This window comes from Actinomycetospora chibensis, from assembly GCF_028737215.1.
Classification (GTDB): domain Bacteria; phylum Actinomycetota; class Actinomycetes; order Mycobacteriales; family Pseudonocardiaceae; genus Actinomycetospora; species Actinomycetospora chibensis.
In genome coordinates this window covers 208540-226364 of the sequence record NZ_JAQZAM010000008.1, presented here as the reverse complement: position 1 = coordinate 226364, position 17825 = coordinate 208540, and the positions used below count along the sequence as shown (strand labels likewise).

16 protein-coding genes, 2 tRNA genes and 1 pseudogene are annotated in these 17825 nt (G+C 72.8%); 5 read left to right on the top strand and 14 right to left on the bottom strand.

What is annotated here, in order from left to right; all coding sequences use genetic code 11:
* Nucleotides 1-67: 67 nt before the first annotated feature.
* The 5 genes and pseudogenes from PH189_RS14595 to PH189_RS14580 form a co-directional block, all read right to left on the bottom strand.
* On the bottom strand, nt 68-772 hold the full coding sequence (locus PH189_RS14595; protein ID WP_274189521.1) for an alpha/beta fold hydrolase: 705 nt from the start codon (nt 770-772) through the stop codon (nt 68-70).
* A gap of 65 nt (nt 773-837) precedes the next feature.
* A complete protein-coding gene (locus PH189_RS14590; RefSeq protein WP_274189520.1) occupies nt 838-1134 on the bottom strand; it encodes a DUF3040 domain-containing protein in 297 nt (98 codons plus the stop codon).
* A 193-nt stretch (nt 1135-1327) separates the two neighbouring features.
* The gene (locus PH189_RS14585) at nt 1328-1540 is read right to left on the bottom strand and encodes a hypothetical protein (RefSeq protein ID WP_274189519.1); all 213 of its coding nucleotides are present in this window, start codon (nt 1538-1540) and stop codon (nt 1328-1330) included.
* A 298-nt stretch (nt 1541-1838) separates the two neighbouring features.
* Nucleotides 1839-1937: an imine reductase family protein gene (locus tag PH189_RS30495; protein WP_378015029.1), complete on the bottom strand. Its 99-nt coding sequence runs from the start codon at nt 1935-1937 to the stop codon at nt 1839-1841.
* Between the two features lie 71 nt (nt 1938-2008).
* Nucleotides 2009-2710, bottom strand: a pseudogene (locus PH189_RS14580) (NAD(P)-dependent oxidoreductase); the annotation flags it as partial.
* A gap of 56 nt (nt 2711-2766) precedes the next feature.
* Between PH189_RS14580 and PH189_RS14575 the strand changes: the two are divergent.
* Entirely contained in the window at nt 2767-3153 is a 387-nt protein-coding gene (locus PH189_RS14575; protein WP_274189517.1) for a MerR family transcriptional regulator, read from the top strand.
* Nucleotides 3154-3184: 31 nt separating this feature from the next.
* Here the strand turns inward: PH189_RS14575 and PH189_RS14570 are convergent, their stop codons facing one another.
* Complete coding sequence (locus PH189_RS14570; protein ID WP_274189516.1) at nt 3185-5104, bottom strand: S9 family peptidase; 1920 nt, start codon at nt 5102-5104, stop codon at nt 3185-3187.
* A 164-nt stretch (nt 5105-5268) separates the two neighbouring features.
* Between PH189_RS14570 and PH189_RS30490 the strand changes: the two genes are divergently transcribed.
* A complete protein-coding gene (locus tag PH189_RS30490; RefSeq protein ID WP_378015023.1) occupies nt 5269-5676 on the top strand; it encodes an SAM-dependent methyltransferase in 408 nt (135 codons plus the stop codon).
* A gap of 11 nt (nt 5677-5687) precedes the next feature.
* A complete protein-coding gene (locus tag PH189_RS14555; RefSeq protein WP_274189515.1) occupies nt 5688-6152 on the top strand; it encodes a GNAT family N-acetyltransferase in 465 nt (154 codons plus the stop codon).
* An 89-nt stretch (nt 6153-6241) separates the two neighbouring features.
* Here PH189_RS14555 and PH189_RS14550 read toward each other — a convergent pair.
* Together PH189_RS14550 and PH189_RS14545 are read right to left on the bottom strand one after the other, a co-directional pair.
* A tRNA-Glu gene (locus PH189_RS14550) sits at nt 6242-6314 on the bottom strand.
* A 48-nt stretch (nt 6315-6362) separates the two neighbouring features.
* Nucleotides 6363-6434 (bottom strand) — tRNA-Gln (locus PH189_RS14545).
* Nucleotides 6435-6610: 176 nt separating this feature from the next.
* Here PH189_RS14545 and ileS point away from each other — a divergent pair.
* A complete protein-coding gene (ileS, locus tag PH189_RS14540; RefSeq protein WP_274189514.1) occupies nt 6611-9748 on the top strand; it encodes an isoleucine--tRNA ligase in 3138 nt (1045 codons plus the stop codon).
* Nucleotides 9749-9751: 3 nt separating this feature from the next.
* Here the strand turns inward: ileS and PH189_RS14535 are convergent, their stop codons facing one another.
* Nucleotides 9752-11047: an MFS transporter gene (locus PH189_RS14535; RefSeq protein ID WP_274189513.1), complete on the bottom strand. Its 1296-nt coding sequence runs from the start codon at nt 11045-11047 to the stop codon at nt 9752-9754.
* Nucleotides 11048-11300: 253 nt separating this feature from the next.
* On the opposite strand from PH189_RS14535, the gene PH189_RS14530 reads away from it, so the two are divergent.
* The gene (locus PH189_RS14530; protein WP_274189512.1) at nt 11301-12050 is read left to right on the top strand and encodes an AIM24 family protein; all 750 of its coding nucleotides are present in this window, start codon (nt 11301-11303) and stop codon (nt 12048-12050) included.
* A 3-nt stretch (nt 12051-12053) separates the two neighbouring features.
* Here the strand turns inward: PH189_RS14530 and lysS are convergent, their stop codons facing one another.
* From lysS to serA, 5 genes are all read right to left on the bottom strand, one after another.
* Entirely contained in the window at nt 12054-13706 is a 1653-nt protein-coding gene (gene lysS, locus PH189_RS14525; protein WP_274189511.1) for a lysine--tRNA ligase, read from the bottom strand.
* Between the two features lie 54 nt (nt 13707-13760).
* Nucleotides 13761-14552 carry a fumarylacetoacetate hydrolase family protein gene (locus tag PH189_RS14520; protein ID WP_274189510.1) on the bottom strand — a complete coding sequence of 264 codons (792 nt, stop codon included), beginning with the start codon at nt 14550-14552 and terminating at the stop codon, nt 13761-13763.
* A gap of 28 nt (nt 14553-14580) precedes the next feature.
* The gene (locus PH189_RS14515; RefSeq protein WP_274189509.1) at nt 14581-14883 is read right to left on the bottom strand and encodes a hypothetical protein; all 303 of its coding nucleotides are present in this window, start codon (nt 14881-14883) and stop codon (nt 14581-14583) included.
* Between the two features lie 26 nt (nt 14884-14909).
* On the bottom strand, nt 14910-15956 hold the full coding sequence (locus PH189_RS14510; RefSeq protein WP_274189508.1) for a 3-isopropylmalate dehydrogenase: 1047 nt from the start codon (nt 15954-15956) through the stop codon (nt 14910-14912).
* A gap of 183 nt (nt 15957-16139) precedes the next feature.
* Nucleotides 16140-17735 carry a phosphoglycerate dehydrogenase gene (gene serA / locus PH189_RS14505; protein WP_274189507.1) on the bottom strand — a complete coding sequence of 532 codons (1596 nt, stop codon included), beginning with the start codon at nt 17733-17735 and terminating at the stop codon, nt 16140-16142.
* Between the last annotated feature and the right edge of the window lie 90 nt (nt 17736-17825).

Below are 17825 nucleotides of genomic sequence, written 5' to 3'. Positions count from 1 at the left end.
TCCGCTGGGCCGATCGGGGGATCAACGCCGGCTCGTCCTCTCAGGACGGAGTCCTGCGCCGCACCCCTCACTCCCGCGTCAGCAGTGCCGCGACCTCGTCGGGGGCGGTGATCATGGCGTCGTGGCCGGCGTCCAGCACGTCGAGACGCCCGCGCGGTCCGGACCCCACCGCGTCCCCGAACGCCGCGAAGACGTCGGGTGCGGGCTTCTCGGCGCAGTGCACGAAGTGCCGCGGCAGGTCGGGCAGCGGAGCCTCGGGGAGCGGGTCCGCCAGACCGCCGACCGGGTGCGGGCGCAGTCGGGCCCGCACGAACGCGCGGTCGTCCTCGGCGCGGAGCCCCCAGCCGTCCATGGCCACGTCCGGGTCGAGGACGATTCGGCCCCTGTCATCGACCAGGGCGCGGAAGTGGTCGCGGCGCGCGGGCGGGAGCAGGTCGAACACCGACTGGCCCGGCGCCGGGACGAAGGCGTCCAGGTAGGTGAGCTGCGCGATCCGGTCGGACGCCCGCTGCGCGACCCCGCTGATGACGGCACCACCCGAGCTGTGGCCGACGAGCACGACCTCGCGCAGGTCGTCGATCTCCAGGACGGCGAGGACGTCCTCGACGTGCGTCGCGAGACCCGTGTCCGGGGTGCCGAGGTGGGCGCGGTCGCCGACTCCGGTGAGCGTCGGCGTGTGGACCTCGTGCCCGGCCGCCCAGAGCCGCGTGGCGACGCGACGCCAGCACCACCCGCCGTGCCAGCCGCCGTGGACCAGCACGAACACGGTCATCGACCCTCCCTGCGCGTGGGTCCCCTGCGCGTGGGTCGCAGTATGGAGGCCCGTGGGGTGGGTTCCTACCCGCGCCGTTCCTGGATCTGGGCGGACTGCAGTGGGCTCGCCGTCCCGGGCCGCCGCCAGTGCCACACACTCATGGGCACGGCCCCGAGCGTGATCAGCGTGAGGCCCGCGCCCACCGGACCCAGTGCGGCGAGCGCGACGCCGAGGACGACGCCCATGACGAGCGACGCGATCGACAGCCAGTAGGTCCGGTGGCCCTGCTCCCGGCGCGCGAGCCGCGCGAGCTTCGGGTCGCTGGCCTCGATGTGGCGCTGGATGTCGCGCAGGATGTACTGCTCACGGTCGTCGAGCACCGGAGTGCCTCCTCGACGTAGGTCGGTCGGGGACCTCCGGAGCATGCACGGGGCCAGACCGATCGTTGGGCGTCCTCCTGAGCAATTCCCCTGCTCCAGGCGTCGAAACTCGCGCCGGGTGAGCGGTTCGTCGCCAGCGGTCACCGGTTCGTGGGACGGGACGGGCGCCACCCGTCGTGTCGCGGGCGGCGCGTCAGCGACGGTGCCAGCGCACCAGCTCGACGAGCACCTCGTCGAACTCCCGCAGGGAGAACTCCTCGCGGAAGCGCATGACCTCCTGGCCGGCCTCGGTCACCTCGACGAACGGTCCGTAGCAGTCGGATTCGCCGGTGACCGGGTCGACCACCAGCACCACGTACCCGTCGCAGCGGTCCAGGTCGGGATCGCCACCGGTCACGGCGATCACCCCGGTCCACCCCCTCGGTGGTGGACCCGGAGCCACCCGGCGAGCGGCCGGGGGGAGGACGCTCGCAGACGGTGACCCCGGGCAGGCGGGGATGCCGCCTGGGCCGAACAGGCGCGCGGCCGATCCGGGCGCCCGCCGTCGCGCACCGTACTGGCCCTTCGGTGAGCGGACAACGTCCGCCGAGGTCAGGGGCGCAGCGTGTCGCCCGGTCGCAGGTCACGACGACGCGACCGAGCCCTCCCGCGCGGCGGTCCACCGGGCCATGGGCCGGGCGGCGAGCGCGTGGGGCCGACCCGTCCTATCCGGGCGCGAACTCCTCGACGAGGCGCGAGAACCCGTCGGCGCCGTGACCGCGGTCGATGGCCCGCTGCGCGAGCCGGTGGACCAGCTCGGGCACGGACGGGTCGACGCCCCGGCTCCGGCTGGCCGCGACGATGTGGGCGAGCGCCGTGGGTTTATGACGAGGTTGTCCTCGTCGCCGGGGTGGCTCGCCGCGTCGACGTCCGCGGCCAGCCCGCGGAAGGTGGCCGGGAGGATCGCGGCGACCTGCTCGGCGTAGGGCGCGAAGTCGGCGCCGGTGATGCCGTCGCGGCCCACGACGGCGGCGGCGTGGAGGAACGAGGCCATGCCGGCGAAGAACACGTCGAGCATGCCGAGGTCGAACAGGGCCGCGCGCCCGGGGTCCGCGCCCAGGTAGTCCGTGCGGCCGAGGGCCTCGAGCGTGGGCCGGTGCTCCTCGTGCACCCCGGCCACCCCGCTGTAGAGGACGAGCGCGTCGGGCGTCCCCACCAGCGGCGTCGGGACCATGATCGTCCCGGCCAGGACGTCGGCGCCGAGGTGGGTCAGCCGCGTCGCCGCGTCGCGGGCCTGCTCCGGGGTGCCGGAGGTGAGGTTCACGAGCGTGGCGCCCGCCAGGTCCCCGCCGAGGGGGTCGAGCACGGCGGCGACGGCGGCGTCGTCCAGCAGGCAGACGACGGTCAGCGCTCCGGCGGCGACGGCGGCCGCGGGGTCGGGGGCGACGCGGGCGCCCTCGGCCGCCAGGGCCTCGGCGCGGGCGGGGGTGCGGTTCCAGACGGTGACGGGGTGGCCGGCGCGCAGCAGGGCCCGGGCCAGGGCCGTCCCCATCGCGCCGAGGCCGAGGACCGTGACCGGTTCGTTCTCGATGTCCATGCCGGGAACGCTAAAGTCTCACACCGGTGTGAAGGTCAAGCCCGGAGGGCCGACTCGTGCGGATCGGTGAGCTCGCGCGACGCGTGGGCGTGGCACCCCGCCTGCTGCGCTACTACGAGGAGCAGGGCCTGCTGCGCCCGCACCGCTCCCCGTCGGGCTACCGCGAGTACGCCGAGGGCGACGTCGACGTGGTGCACCACGTCCGCACGCTGCTCGCCGCCGGGCTGTCCACGGCCACCATCGCCGAGCTCCTGCCCTGTATGGGTGCCGACGGCCCACGCCTCATCGCGTCGTGCCCGGAGCTGCTGGACGACCTCCAGCGCGAGCGGGACCGCCTGACGGCCATGATCGACGAGCTCTCGGGCGCCCGTGACGGGCTCGACGCGGTCATCGCCACGGCGGTGCCGGACGAGGTGCTGGCCACCTCCGCGGCCCCTTCGTGATCCGGACCTGAGGGGGGGGTTGAGGCCGGGCTCAGCCGATGCCGCCGCGCCCCCCGAGGTGCTCGGCGAAGTGCCGCTCGATGGCGCGGTACAGCCGGAACCGGTTCTCGGGGTTCGCGAACCCGTGGCCCTCGTCCTCGGCGACGAGGTACTCCACCGGGACCCCGCGCTCGCGCAGCGACGCGACGATGTTGTCGGACTCCGCCTGCACGACGCGGGCGTCGTTGGCGCCCTGGGCCACCAGCAGCGGGGTGCGGATGCGATCGACCATGGTGATCGGCGAGCGCGCCAGCATGTCCGCCTCCTGCTCGGGCACCGCGGGGTCGCCGACGTAGCGGTACCAGTTGGCCACCATGTAGGGCGTCACGAACGGCGGCAGCGTGCGCATGAAGTTCGCGAGGTCCGAGATGCCCACGTAGTCCACGGCGGCGGCGAAGCGGTCGGGCGTCACCGTCACGCCGACGAGCGCGGTGTAGCCGCCGTAGGACCCGCCGTAGATGCCGACCCGTTCCGGGTCGGCGTAGCCCTCCCCCACGGCCCAGTCGACGGCGTCGAGGAGGTCGTCGTGCATCGCGGCGGCGAGCTCACCGATCGCGGCGAGGGTGTGCCGCCGTCCGTACCCCGAGGAGCCGCGGAAGTTGACCTGCAGCACCGCGTAGCCCCGGTTGGTCAGGAACTGCGCCTCCGGGTCGTAGGACCACGTGTCGTGGGCCCACGGCCCGCCGTGCACGACCAGGACCAGTGGCAGGCCCGTCGGCTCGACCCCGACCGGCAGCGTCAGGAACCCGTGCAGCGGCAGCCCGTCGCGGGCCGGGAAGCCGACCGGCGTCCGGGGCGCCAGGTCGGCCGGGTCCAGGTGCGGGAGCGGCCGGAACAGCAGGCGGCTCTCCCCGGTGCCGTGGTCGTAGAACCAGGTCAGGCCGGGCTCGCGGTCGTGGATGAACGACGCGACCCACCGCTGCCCGCTCTCGTCCGACGACACCGTGCCCAGCCCACTGTCCGAGAGCTGCGAGAGCGCGGCGTACACCTCGGCGAAGTGCGGGTCCACCACCTCGATGACGGGGCGGTCGCCGACGAAGCGGGCCGCGAGGACCTCGCCGGTGCGACGGTCGGTGTACACGGTGGGCGGCATGCCCGGGGCGGCGGTGCCCATGATGTCCAGGCTGCGTCCCTCGACGGCCGCGACCACGGTCTCCTCGCCGGTCTCCCGGTCGATCCGGACGAGCCGCAGGTCGTCGGAGTCCTGGTAGATGCCCACCAGCAGGCCCGTCCCGTCGGGCGTCACCTTCTGCGGCTGCACCCCCGTCGGGTGTTCCGGGCCGCCGACCCGACGCAGGAAGCGCATCTGCCCGGTCTCGGCGTCCACCGCGGAGAACTCCTGGGCGCCGTCGTCGGCGAGGTAGGAGTAGAACGCCGCCCGGCCGTCGCGGTCGACCAGGAAGTCGCCCCGCGGCTCGGGCTGTTCCAGGTGCACCGTCGTCTCGCCGGTGGCGACCTCGACCCAGAAGAGGTCGAGGAACATCGGCCGCCGGTTCATCGACACGAGCACGTACCCGGGCGCCGACCGGACCGGCTCGAAGCCGACCACGCGTGACCCCGCCGGCAGGGGCGTCAGGTCGACGGCCGGGGTGTCCGGCGCCCCGAGGTCGACCCGATGGAGGTGCCAGTCCTCGTTGCCGTCGGTGTCCTGGAGGTAGAGCAGCCAGCGCGGGTCGTCGGTCCAGGAGAAGGTCGTGATGCCGCGCCGGGCGTCGTGCGTCACGCACACCGCGTCCGCGTGCTCCTCGTCGATCCCCCGCACCCACACCTGGGTGCGGCCGTACCGCGGCGCCAGGTAGGCCAGGCGCGTCCCGTCCGGCGAGATCGACGGGTGGGAGAAGGCGGGGTCGGCGAAGAACTCCTCCACCTCGATCGGCCTCGGCAGGGTGGCGACACGAGCGGTGTCGGTCATCACGGCGCTCCGTTCTCTCGGTGCGTGGCGAGCAGGTCCGGGAACGACGGAACACCGTGCCGTCGCGGCACACTCAAGGCGCGGCCGGTGCGCCCCACACCCCGCACGGCCGGCCCGGTGCGACGATCACCGCCGGGGTGGCGTGCGCGGGGACGGAGCGTGTCTTGACGGCTGGATCGGGCGACGAGGACCGTTGGCCGGAGTCCGAACGAGCGCTGGAGGCCGGCATCGACTTCGACCGCGCCAACGCCGCCCGGATCTACGAGTACATGTTGGGCGGGGCGTACAACGTCGCCGTCGACCGCGAGCAGGCCGCGACGATCCTCGACCTCGGCTCCGGGGTCCCGACGGTCGGCAACGTCCACGAGATCGCCCTCGCCCAGCGTCCCGACGCGCGGGTGCACCGCGGCAGCGCCACCGAGGTCGTCCTGCGCTCGCGCCCGGAGATCACCGATCTCCTCGGCGGGCTCGACCTGGTCCCGCCCGGCATGGTCGACATCGTCGACTGGCCCACCACCAGCCCCGGCGAACGCCCCACCGGGGGCTACGCCGCGATCGCCCGCGTGCTCTGAGCGGTCCGGCGATGACGGCGCCCACCCCCTGGTCCCTGCGCGACGCCGGCCCCGACGACCTCGAGGACGTGCTGCGCGTGTGGCGACGCGCGGTCGAGGCCACCCACGACTTCCTCGCTCCGGCCGACGTCGACGGCTTCGAGGTGCAGCTGCGCCGGGAGCTCCCGCGCCTCGTCCTCCGGCTCGCGACCGATCCCGGCGACGGGTCGGTCGTCGGCTTCCTCACCGCGCGCGGCGGCGAGGTCGACGGGCTCTTCGTCGACCCCTCGGTGCACGGTCGGGGTGCCGGGACGGCGTTGCTCGAGGAGGTGGCCGCCCACCACCCGATCCTCACGCTGGACGTCAACGAGCAGAACCCGGCGGCCCGCGCGTGGTACGGCCGGCGGGGCTTCGTCGAGGTCGGGCGCTCCGCCACCGACGCCGACGGCAAGCCGTTCCCGATCATCCACCTGCGACGTTCCAGCGCCCGGGGGTGAGCCCGGCCCGACGAACCCCGGGAACGACGAGAGCCCCGGAACGACGAACGCGGTGCACCGGAGAGCCGGTGCACCGCGTCGGTGTGGTGTAGCCCCGAGGGGATTCGAACCCCCGCTACCGCCTTGAGAGGGCGGCGTCCTAGGCCGCTAGACGACGGGGCCCTAGGAGAACGGTGACGACCCTAGATCACGGTCCGACACTGCTCGCAGCTGGGGTACCAGGACTCGAACCTAGAACAACTGAACCAGAATCAGCCGTGTTGCCAATTACACCATACCCCATGGCGATCACCGAGCGTGACGAAGCGCCGCGCTCGACGACGCCGACAAGTCTAAGACATCGGCCCCAGCGGGTTCGACACCCCCCGCGGCCGCGCCGGGCCCGCAGGTCAGAACCGCCTCGGACCCCCCGGTAGGCTGGCTGAGTTGGGCTGCCGCACCACCAGGAAGATCGAGACGTGAGCTCTCCGCCGTCCCCCGCCACCGGTAAGGCCGCGTTCGCCGCCCTGCCCGCGAGCGTGGACCTGCCCGCCGTCGAGCGCGAGGTGCTGGCCCGCTGGGCCGACCGCGACGTGTTCCGTCGCAGCCTCGAGCGCACCGCGGGCGGTGAGCCGTGGATCTTCTATGAGGGGCCGCCGACGGCGAACGGCCAGCCCGGGACCCACCACGTCGAGGCCCGGGCGTTCAAGGACCTCTTCCCGCGGTTCAAGACGATGCGCGGCTACAGCGTCCCGCGTCGCGCGGGCTGGGACTGCCACGGCCTGCCGGTCGAGCTCGCGGTGGAGAAGGAGCTCGGCTTCACGAGCAAGGGCGACATCGAGAACTACGGCATCGCGGAGTTCAACGCGGCCTGCAAGGAGTCCGCACTGCGCAACGTCTCGGCGTTCGCCGCGATGACCGAGCGCATGGGCTACTGGGTGGACCTCGACGAGGCCTACCTGACCATGGCCCCGCGCTACGTCGAGAGCGTCTGGTGGTCGCTCAAGACCATCTTCGACAAGGGCCTTCTCGTCGAGGACCATCGCGTCACGCCGTACTGCCCGCGCGACGAGACGCCGCTGTCCGACCACGAGGTCGCCCTCGGGTACGAGGACGACGTCGACCCCTCGGTCTACGTCCGTTTCCCGCTCACCGACGGTCCCTGGGCCGGCGCCGACCTGCTGGTCTGGACGACGACGCCCTGGACGCTGCCGTCGAACACCGCCGTCGCCGTCGCCCGCGACATCCCCTACGTGCGCGCCACCGTCGGCGAGGGTGACGACCTCGTCGTCGCCGAGGACCTGCTGGCGGTGCTGGGCGAGGACGCCCGGGTGACCGACCGCCTCGCGGGCTCCGACCTGCTCGGCAGCCACTACCGCAGGCCGCTCGACCTGATCTCCGACGAGCGTTTCGGCGACGCGCACCGCGTCGTCCACGGCGACCACGTGACGACCGACGCCGGCACCGGCCTCGTGCACATGGCGCCCGCGTTCGGCGCCGAGGACCACCTCGTGGCCAAGGCCGAGGGCCTCGAGATGGTCAACCCGATCGGCCCGGACGGGCACTTCTACGCCGACGTCCCGCTGGTCGGCGGCATGTTCTTCAAGGGCGCGGACCCGACGCTGGTCGACGAGCTCCGTGCGCGCGGCGTGCTGTGGCGCTCCGAGTCCTACGAGCACTCGTATCCGCACTGCTGGCGCTGCCACACGCCGCTGATCTACTACGCGCTGCCCTCGTGGTTCATCCGCACCACCGAGATCCGCGACCGCCTGGTCGAGGAGAACGAGCGGACGAACTGGTACCCGCCGCACATCAAGCACGGCCGCTACGGCGGGTGGCTCGAGAACAACGTCGACTGGGCGCTCTCGCGCAACCGGTACTGGGGCACGCCGCTGCCGATCTGGCGCAACGACGCCGACCCGTCGGAGATGGTCTGCGTCGGCTCGCTCGCGGAGCTGGGCCGGTGGGCCGGCGAGGACCTCTCCGAGCTCGACCCGCACCGTCCCTTCGTCGACGACGTGACGTTCCCGGCGCCGTCGGGCAGCGGCACGATGCGACGGGTCACCGACGTCATCGACGTCTGGTACGACTCGGGCGCGATGCCGTTCGCCCAGTGGGGCGCGCCGCACCACCACGAGGCCGACTTCGAGGCGGCCTACCCCGCGCAGTACATCTGCGAGGCCATCGACCAGACCCGCGGCTGGTTCTACTCGCTGATGGCCGTGGGCACGCTGGTGTTCGACCGGTCGTCGTACGAGAACGTCGTCTGCCTGGGCCTGCTGCTCGACGAGCAGGGCCGCAAGATGTCGAAGCACCTCGGCAACGTGCTCGACCCGTTCGAGCTGTTCGACTCCCACGGCGCCGACGCCGTGCGCTGGCTGATGCTGGCGCAGGGCTCGCCGTGGGTCGACCGCCGCGTCGGGCACGAGGCGCTGCGCGAGATCGTCCGCAAGGTCCTGCTGACCTACTGGAACACCGCGTCGTTCCTGGTCACGTACGCCAACGCCTCGGGCTGGCGGCCCACCGGGGAGCCGGTGGAGAGCACCCACCCGATGGACCGCTGGGTGCTCGGCGAGCTCGCGGGCTGCGTCCGCGAGGTCACCCGCGCGCTTGACGACTTCGACTCCTCGAGTGCCGGGCGCGCGATCACGTCGTTCGTCGACGGCCTGTCGAACTGGTACGTGCGCCGCTCGCGCCGCCGCTTCTGGGCGGGCGAGCCCGAGGCGCTGGCCACGCTGCACCACTGCGTCGAGACGCTCTCGCGGCTCATGGCACCGTTCACCCCGTTCACCACCGACCACCTCTGGACGCTGCTCCAGGGCGACGTGGTCGAGGGCGCGCCCGACTCGGTGCACCTCACCGACTGGCCCGAGGTCGACGAGGCCGCGATCGACCGCGGGCTGGCCGACCGGATGGCGCTCGTGCGCCGGATCGTGGAGCTCGGCCGCTCGACGCGCGCCGCCAGCGGCGTGCGCACCCGCCAGCCCCTGGCCCGCGCCGTCGTGGCCGCGAACGGTTTCGGCGCCCTCGAGGACGGTCTGCTCGCCGAGATCGCCGAGGAGCTCAACGTCGCGCGGGTCGAGGCGGCCGGCGCGGACCTCGTCGAGGTGACGGTCAAGCCGAACTTCCGGGCGCTGGGCAAGCGGTTCGCGAAGCGGACCCCGGTGGTCGCGGAGGCCGTCAAGGCCTCCACCGACACCCCGGTGGACGGCACGCTCACCGTCGTCGTCGACGGCGAGGAGATCACGCTCTCCGGTGACGAGATCCTCGTCGAGGAGAGCCCGCGCGAGGGCTGGGCGGTCCGGTCCGAGGGCGGCCTGTCGGTCGGCCTCGACACCGAGCTCACCGATGAGCTGCGCGCCGCCGGGCTCGCCCGCGACGTCGTGCGCGTGGTGCAGGAGGCCCGCAAGACCCACGGGCTCGAGGTGTCCGACCGGATCGCCCTCACCTGGACCGCCGGGCGCGCCGACGTGGCCGACGCGGTGCGCGCGCACGCGGGCACCATCGCGGAGGAGGTGCTGGCGGTGTCGATGACGGAGGGCACCGTGAACGGGGACGCCGCGGCACGCTCCGACGACCTCGCGCTCGCCGTGGCGATCACTCCGACGGAGGTCTGACCTCTACCGCACCGGGACCTGCTCGGCGGATCGCGCGGACCCCTCCCGCAGCCCGAAGACCGCGACGAGGCTCAGCAGCGAGAGGGCCGTGACGTAGAGCGCGATCGGCGTCGACGAGCCGGTGGCCCCGAACAGCGCGGTGGCGACGAGCGGGGTGATGGCCCCGCCGACCATCCCGCCGACCTGGTAGGCGATCGAGATGCCGCTGTACCGCACGCGGACGGGGAAGATCTCGCTGAACAGCCCGCCCTGGGCGCCGGCCATGATGCCCTGGACGACCGCGGCCACCGCGAAGGCGAGGCCCGCGAGCCCGGCCGACCCCGTGTTGACCAGCGCGAACATCGGGACCGGCCAGATCACGGCCGTCAGGGCACCGATCACGAACACACGCTTGGAGCCGAAGCGGTCGGACAACAGCGCCGCGACGACGATCGTCGCCACCCACACGACCGTCGAGAGCATGATCAGCGTGAGCAGGGTGGTGCGCTCGTAGTCCAGCGCGGTCGTGCCGTAGCTGAGCATGTAGACGATCACGGTGTAGCCGACGGCCGGCGGTGCGATCGAGGCGAGGCTCGCCAGGGCCAGCACCCGGGGGTGGCGGCGCAGGAGCTCGGTGAACGGCACCGTGCTCGTCTCCCGCTTCGCCTTGACCTGCTCGAACTCGGGCGCGTCCTGCAGGCGGCTGCGCACCACGAAGCCGACGACGACGAGCACGACGGACAGCAGGAACGGGATGCGCCAGCCCCACGACACGAACGACTCGTCGGGCAGGCCGGCCACGGCGAGGAAGGCGAGGTTGGACGTCAGGACGCCGATCGGCACACCGAACTGCGCGAAGCTGCCGTAGACCGCGCGCCGCCGCGGCGACGCGTGCTCGGTCGCGATGAGGACCGCGCCGCCCCACTCCCCGCCGACACCGAAGCCCTGCAGGAGACGGAGGAGCACGAGCAGCAGGGGGGCGGCGACGCCGATCGCCGCGTACGTCGGCAGCAGGCCGATGAGCGCCGTCGCCCCGCCCGTGAGCAGCAGGGTCAGGACGAGCATCGCCTTGCGGCCGATGCGATCCCCGTAGTGCCCGATCACCGCGGCGCCCAGCGGCCGCGCGATGAACCCGACCGCGAACGTGCCGAAGGCGGCGAGCGTGCCGGCCACGGAGGAGAACTGCGGGAAGAAGAGGGTCCCGAACACCAGCGCGGCGGCGGTGCCGAAGATGTAGTAGTCGTACCACTCGATCGACGTGCCGATGAAGCTCGCCGCGAAGATGCTCCGGCGGGACGGTGCGCTCGGCGAGCCGGCCACGGGTGTCCTCCTCGACTCCGGGTCCCAGGTTGGACGGGATGGAAGCGCACCCGGACGGGTGAGGGCAACCGTCTGTGCCGACTCGGATGCGCCGCGTCGGCACACACCGCGGGCTCGCCGATGAGGACACCGTCGTCGTCCTCCTGTTCCCCGGTGACGCCGACGTTGACTCCTCGTGTTCGGCGGCGGAATGATTACGCCGGATGCTCCCCCGGCGAGCACTCTCTGTCACGCAAGGTCACGAGGAGCCCCGATGCGCAGCAACCTGTTCGCCCCGGAGAACCAGGAGCAGGAGTCCGCGCAGCCGGGCCTGCGGCTCCAGAACGGGAAGATGCTGAAGGTCGAGCTCGACGGCGAGTGCCTCGCGCGCCAGGGCTCGATGGTGGCGTTCCAGGGACAGGTGCACTTCGAGGCCCTCGGCTCGGGCGGGATCGGCAACTTCCTCAAGCAGCAGTTCACAGGGGAGGGCGTGCCGCTGATGAAGATCAGCGGGCGCGGCGACGTCTTCCTGGCCGACGCGGCCTCGGACGTGCACCTCATCGACCTCGAGGGCCCGGACGACGCGCTGACGATCAACGGGAAGAACGTGCTGGCGTTCGAGCCGTCGCTCTCCTACGAGATCGCGATGGTGCAGGGCGCCGGGTCGATGTCCGGGGCCGGGCTCTTCAACTGCGTGTTCCGCGGACGCGGCCGGCTCGCGATCACGTGCAAGGGGTCGCCGGTGGTCCTCAACGTCGACCAGCCGACCTACGCCGACCCGCAGGCCGCCATCGCGTGGTCGGCCGGCCTGCAGGTCGGGGTGCACCGCGCCGACCAGCTCGGCCTCGGCACGCTGCTCGGCCGCACGACGGGCGAGGCCTTCACCATGGGCTTCGCCGGTCGCGGCTTCGTCATCGTCCAGCCCTCCGAGGAGGTGCCGGTGAGCGGTGTCGCCGGCCAGGGCAGCGGCCAGCAGGCCGGCCAGAGCGGCGTCGCCGGTGTGCTCGGGAGCTTCCTGCGGTAGGGATCAGCCGCCCAGCAGGTGCCGCACCCGCTCCGGGCCGGCGGCGAGGAGCAGGGTGGGCAGGCGCGGGCCGGTGTCGGCGCCGACCAGCAGCCGGTAGACCGTGACGAAGAAGCGGCGCTGGGCGGCCTTGAGCTCGTCGGTGGGCTTGACGTCGAGCGGGAGCCCCGCCTGCTTCTTGGGCACGCCGTAGACCAGTGTCGTCAGGCCGTCGAGCGACCAGTCGTCGGTGAGGTGGTCGCGCAGCATCGCAACGGCCTCGCGGTCCTGCTCGTCGAGCTCGGCGAGCAGAGCGGCGTCCGGCTCCTCGCGCAGGCGGGTGTGCGCGTCCTCGGGCATGTAGGACGCCACCCACGCGGCGGCCCGGTCGAGGCGCGGGCGCGCGCCGTCGGGCGTCGCATCCAGCCCGGCGAGGATGCGCTCGAGCTGGACGGGGTCGCCCGCAGTGATGTCGACGACCGACGCGAGCGTCCGGTAGGCCACCGGCTCCGGGGTCGTCGGCAGCGCGCGCTCGGCCGTCGTCACCGCACGGAGGTGCCCGGTGGTCTCGATGCCGCCTGCCGTCCCGGCGGTCACCTTCCGCCCGAGGGCGTCCCACTCGTCGTAGAGGCGATGGATCTCCTGGTCGAACGCGACCTTGATGGCCTGGTTGGGCCGGCGGCGGGCGAACAACCACCGCAGCACCGGCACCTCGAGGATCTCCAGGGCGTCGCCGGGCGTGGGCACCGACCCGCGCGAGCTCGACATCTTCGCCTGCCCGGTGATGCCGACGAACGCGTACATCGGGCCGATCGGGGCCTCGCCGCCGAAGACCTCGTCCACGATGAGGCCGCCGACCTGGAACGACGAGCCGGGCGAGGAGTGGTCGACGCCCGAGGGTTCGAAGTGCACGCCCTCGTAGGCCCAGCGCATCGGCCAGTCGACCTTCCACACGAGCTTGCCGCGCGTGAACTCGCGCAGCAGCACCGTCTCGGAGGACCCGCACGCGCACGTGTAGGTCATCTCCGTGGTCTCGTCGTCGTAGGCGGTGACCGTGGTGTCGTCGCGCCCGCAGGCCCCGCAGTAGGGCTTGAACGGGAAGTACTCGGTGCCGGTGACGACGTCGTCGTCGGGGTCGTCGTTCTCCGGGGTCGGCTTCTTCTTCGTGCGGAAGCGCCCGAGGATGCCGTCGATCCGGGCGCGCTCGCGCATCGCGAGCAGCACCTGGTCGCGGTAGGCGCCCGACGTGTACTGCTCGGTCTGGCTGATGCCGCGGTACGGGACGCCGAGCTCCTCCAGCGCGGCGATCATGGGCGCCTTGAAGTGGTCGGCCCAGGAGTCGAACGGGCTGCCGAACGGGGCCGGGACCGCCGACAGCGGCTTGCCGATGTGCTCGGACCACGCGTGGTCGATCCCGGCGGGGACGCGGCGGAAGCGGTCGTAGTCGTCCCACGAGATCAGGTGCTCGCAGTCGTACCCGCGGCGGCGGATCTCGTCGGCGACGAGGTGCGGGGTCATGACCTCGCGCAGGTTGCCCAGGTGGATCGGGCCCGAGGGGCTCAGGCCCGAGGCGCAGACGATCCTCTGGTGCGGATGGCGCCGCGTGGCGGCCTCGATCACCTCGTCGGCCATCGTCGACACCCAGTCCGGCTCCGGTGTCCCGGCCGTCTCCACCACCTGCGCGCGTCCCTTCGGTCCGACGAATCGATCCCGTCCAGGGTACGGGGCGCCCTATCTCGCCTGGACGGGGTTGGTCAGCGTGCCGATGCCCTCGACGGTGACGCTGACCTGCTGGCCCGGCGACATCGGCCCGACGCCCGCCGGGGTGCCGGTGAGGATCACGTCGCCCGGCAGCAGGGTCATGACCCGCGAGATGTAGGCGATGAGCTCCTCGACGGGGTGCAGCAGCAGGTGCGTGCGGGAGTCCTGGCGGACCTCGCCGTCGAGCTCCGTGCGGATCGCGAGGTCACCGGGGTCGATGGTCGTCTCGATCCAGGGCCCGAGGGGGCAGAACGAGTCGTAGCCCTTCGCCCGCGTCCACTGCCCGTCGGCCTGCTGGAGGTCCCGGGCGGTGACGTCGTTGGCCACCGTGTAGCCGAGGACGACGTCGCGGGCGCGGGCCTCCGGGACGTCGCGGCACGGCAGGCCGATGACGATCGCGAGCTCGCCCTCGTAGTCGACGCGCTGCGAGTCCGGCGGCATCTGGATCGCGACGCCCGGGCCGATGACCGTGGTCGAGGGCTTCATGAAGATCAGCGGCGCGGGCGGGGCCTCGCCGCCCATCTCGCTGACGTGGTCGGCGTAGTTCTTGCCGATGCACACGACCTTGGTGGGCAGGATCGGCGCGAGCAGCCGGACGTCGGCCAGCGGCCAGGTCCGTCCGGTGAAGGTCGGGTCGCCGAACGGGTGCTCGGCGATCTCGGCGCAGATGTCTCCGCCGTCGGGCTCACCGCCCGCGGTGGTGGGCGACTGCAGAGCGGCGAACGAGACACCGTCCGCGTGGGTGATCCGGGCGAGACGCACGGGCGCGGACCCTATCCCTACCGCCGTCTCACGGCTCGCCCGCGGCCGTCGGGGGCTGCTCGTCGGCCCACTCCCAGGGCTCGCTGCCGGCCGGCTCGGCGTTGAGCGCCTCGACCGTCGTCCCGCCGCGCAGCGCCGCGATCCAGACGCCCTGGTCGGCCCGGAGCCAGGCGAGGCGCCGCCCGTGCGCGTGGGCGGCGCGGGCCACGGCGACGTGGAGGACGGTGCTGAGGTACTTCCCTGCGCCGCGGTAGTCGAGGTCGTGGACCTCGTCGCCGAGGCGGAGGCCGAGGCGGTGGCGCTCGCCGATGTCGAGGTGCTCGAGGCGCATGCCCCCAGGCTGATACCCGGGGGCGCCTACGCCGGGGTGCGGGTGCCCGCGGCGGAGGAGACCAGGGCGGCCAGGCGGTCGCCGACCGCGTGGGTGCCGCCCGGGTTGGTGTGGTCGCGGGTGGCGAGGTCGAACGCCACCGCGGCCTCGACCCGGCGGGCCAGCTCGGGCTCGCCGAGGTGGTCGAGCAGCAGGGCCACGGAGAGGATCGCAGCCGTGGGGTCGGCGATGCCCTTGCCGGAGATGTCGGGCGCGGACCCGTGGACCGGCTCGAACATGCTCGGGTTGGCGCGCGAGACGTCGAGGTTGCCCGACGCCGCGATGCCGATACCGCCGGTGACCGCCGCCGCGAGGTCGGTGAGGATGTCGCCGAAGAGGTTGTCGGTGACGATCACGTCGTAGCGGCCCGGGTCGGTGACCATGTGGATCGTCGTCGCGTCCACGTGCTGGTAGTCGACGGCGACGTCCGGGTGCTCGAGCGAGACCTCCTCGACCACGCGCGACCACAGCGAGCCGGCGTGGGTGAGCACGTTGGTCTTGTGCACCAGCGTCAGCTTGCGGCGCGGCCGCAGCGAGGCCCGGGTGAAGGCGTCGCGCACGACGCGCTCGACACCGAACGCGGTGTTGATGCTGACCTCGGTGGCGATCTCCTGCGGGGTGTCCTTGCGCAGCAGGCCGCCGGTGCCCGCGTACGGACCCTCGGTGCCCTCGCGAACGACGACGAGGTCGATCTCCTGGGCCGCCGAGAGCGGCCCGCGCACCCCCGGGTACAGCCGCGCGGGGCGCAGGTTGACGTGGTGGTCGAGCTCGAAGCGCAGGCGCAGGAGCAGCCCGCGCTCGAGGATGCCGCTGGGCACCGACGGGTCGCCGACCGCGCCGAGCAGGATCGCGTCGTGCTCGCGCAGCTCGGAGAGCACCGACTCGGGCAGCAGCTCGCCCGTCGAGTGCCAGCGGGCCGCACCGAGGTCGTACTGCGTGGTCTCCACCGACGGGGCGACCTCGTCGAGCACCTTGAGCGCTTCGCCGACGACCTCGGGACCGATGCCGTCGCCGGGCACCACCGCGAGTCGCATCCGCAACAACCTCCACGAGCGGGTCGCCCCGCGACAGGGTGACCGGGGCTGACTCGCGGAGACTACTAGGCGTGTCGGCCGATCACGCAGCCGGATCGCCAGATCGTTGGAGTTCGTCGTGCGACCGGGTTGCTGCGCCCGGCGGGGTTTGGGCCACGGCCCTCACCCCGCCGGACGAAACGGTCACCCGAAGCTGATCAGCCGCGTCGTCCGCGCGCCGAGGGTCGCTCCGATGGGCTCGAGGACCTCCGTCGCGACGGGCTGGTCGACGCGCAGCAGCATGATCGACGACGACTTGTCCCGCGTCTGCGACAGCTGCGCGGCCTCGATGTTGACGTCGGACTCGCCGAGCATCGTGCCGACGACGCCCATGGCGCCGGGACGGTCCGAGTACTCGAAGAGCAGGACGTCGCCCTCGGCGCGCAGGTCGAAGCTGCGGCCGTTGATCTCGACGAGCTTCTCGACCTCGTCCTCGCCGGTCAGGGTGCCCGACACCGAGATCGCGTCGCCGTCCTCGCGCACTGCGCGCAGGGTGACCATGCTGCGGTGGTTGGGGCTCTCGCTCTCGGTCTCGACGGCGACGCTGACGCCGCGCTCCTCGGCGAGGGCCGGGGCGTTGACGAAGGTGACCGGCTCGTCGACGACCTCACCGAACACGCCGCGCAGGGCGGCGAGCGAGAGCACGGAGACGTCCTCGTGGGCGAGCTCGCCGCGCACCAGGACCTGCAGCTCACGCGGGGCGCCCACCAGGTCGGAGAGCAGCACGCCCAGCTTCTGGGTGATGCCCAGCCACGGCCGGACCTCCTCGCCCACGGCGCCGCCGGAGACGTTCACGGCGTCGGGCACGAAGTCGCCGCGCAGCCCGGCGAGCACCGAGTGCGCGACGTCCGTGCCGGCGCGGTCCTGGGCCTCCGCGGTCGAGGCGCCGAGGTGCGGGGTCACCGTGACCCGGGGAAGCTCGAAGAGCGGGCTCGAGGTGGTCGGCTCGGTGACGTAGACGTCGACGCCCGCGCCGGCGACGTGCCCGGAGCGCACGGCCTCGGCCAGCGCCTCCTCGTCGACGAGCCCACCGCGGGCGGCGTTGATGATGATGACGCCCGGCTTGGTCTTGGCCAGCGCCTCCTTGCCGATGAGGCCCTGCGTCTCGGGGGTCTTCGGCAGGTGGATCGTCATCATGTCCGCGCGGGCCAGGAGCTCGTCGAGCTCGACGAGCTCGATGCCGAGCTGGGTGGCGCGGCTCTGCGGCAGGTACGGGTCGTAGGCGATGACGTGGGTGCCGAACGACGCGATCCGGCTGGCGAACAGCTGCCCGATCTTGCCGAGGCCGATGACGCCGACGGTCTTGCCCTGGATCTCGACGCCGGAGAGCTTGCTGCGCTCCCACTTGCCGGCCCGCAGGCTCGCGTCGGCCTCGGGGATGCGCCGGGCGGTGGCCAGCAGCAGCGCGAGCGCGTGCTCGGCGGCGGAGACGATGTTCGAGGTCGGCGCGTTGACGACCATGACGCCGTGCGCCGTCGCGGCCGGGACCTCGACGTTGTCGAGCCCGACCCCGGCGCGGCCGACGATCTTCAGCTGCTTGGCGGCGTCGAAGACCTCGGCGTCGACCTGGGTGGCCGAGCGGACGAGCAGGGCGTCGGCGGTCGCCACGGCCTCGAGCAGAGCCGGGCGGTCGGTGCCGTCGACGGTGCGGATCTCGACCTCGTCGCCGAACACCTCCAGCGTCGACGGCGCGAGCTGCTCGGCCATCAGGACGACGGGCTTCGTGGCGGCGGTGGTCATCGGTGCGTTCGCTCCCGGGGGTCGGCGGTGGGTCGCTGATCGGCCACGCCGACGAGCCCTGCACCGACCGATGTCAACGCACGCCGACGT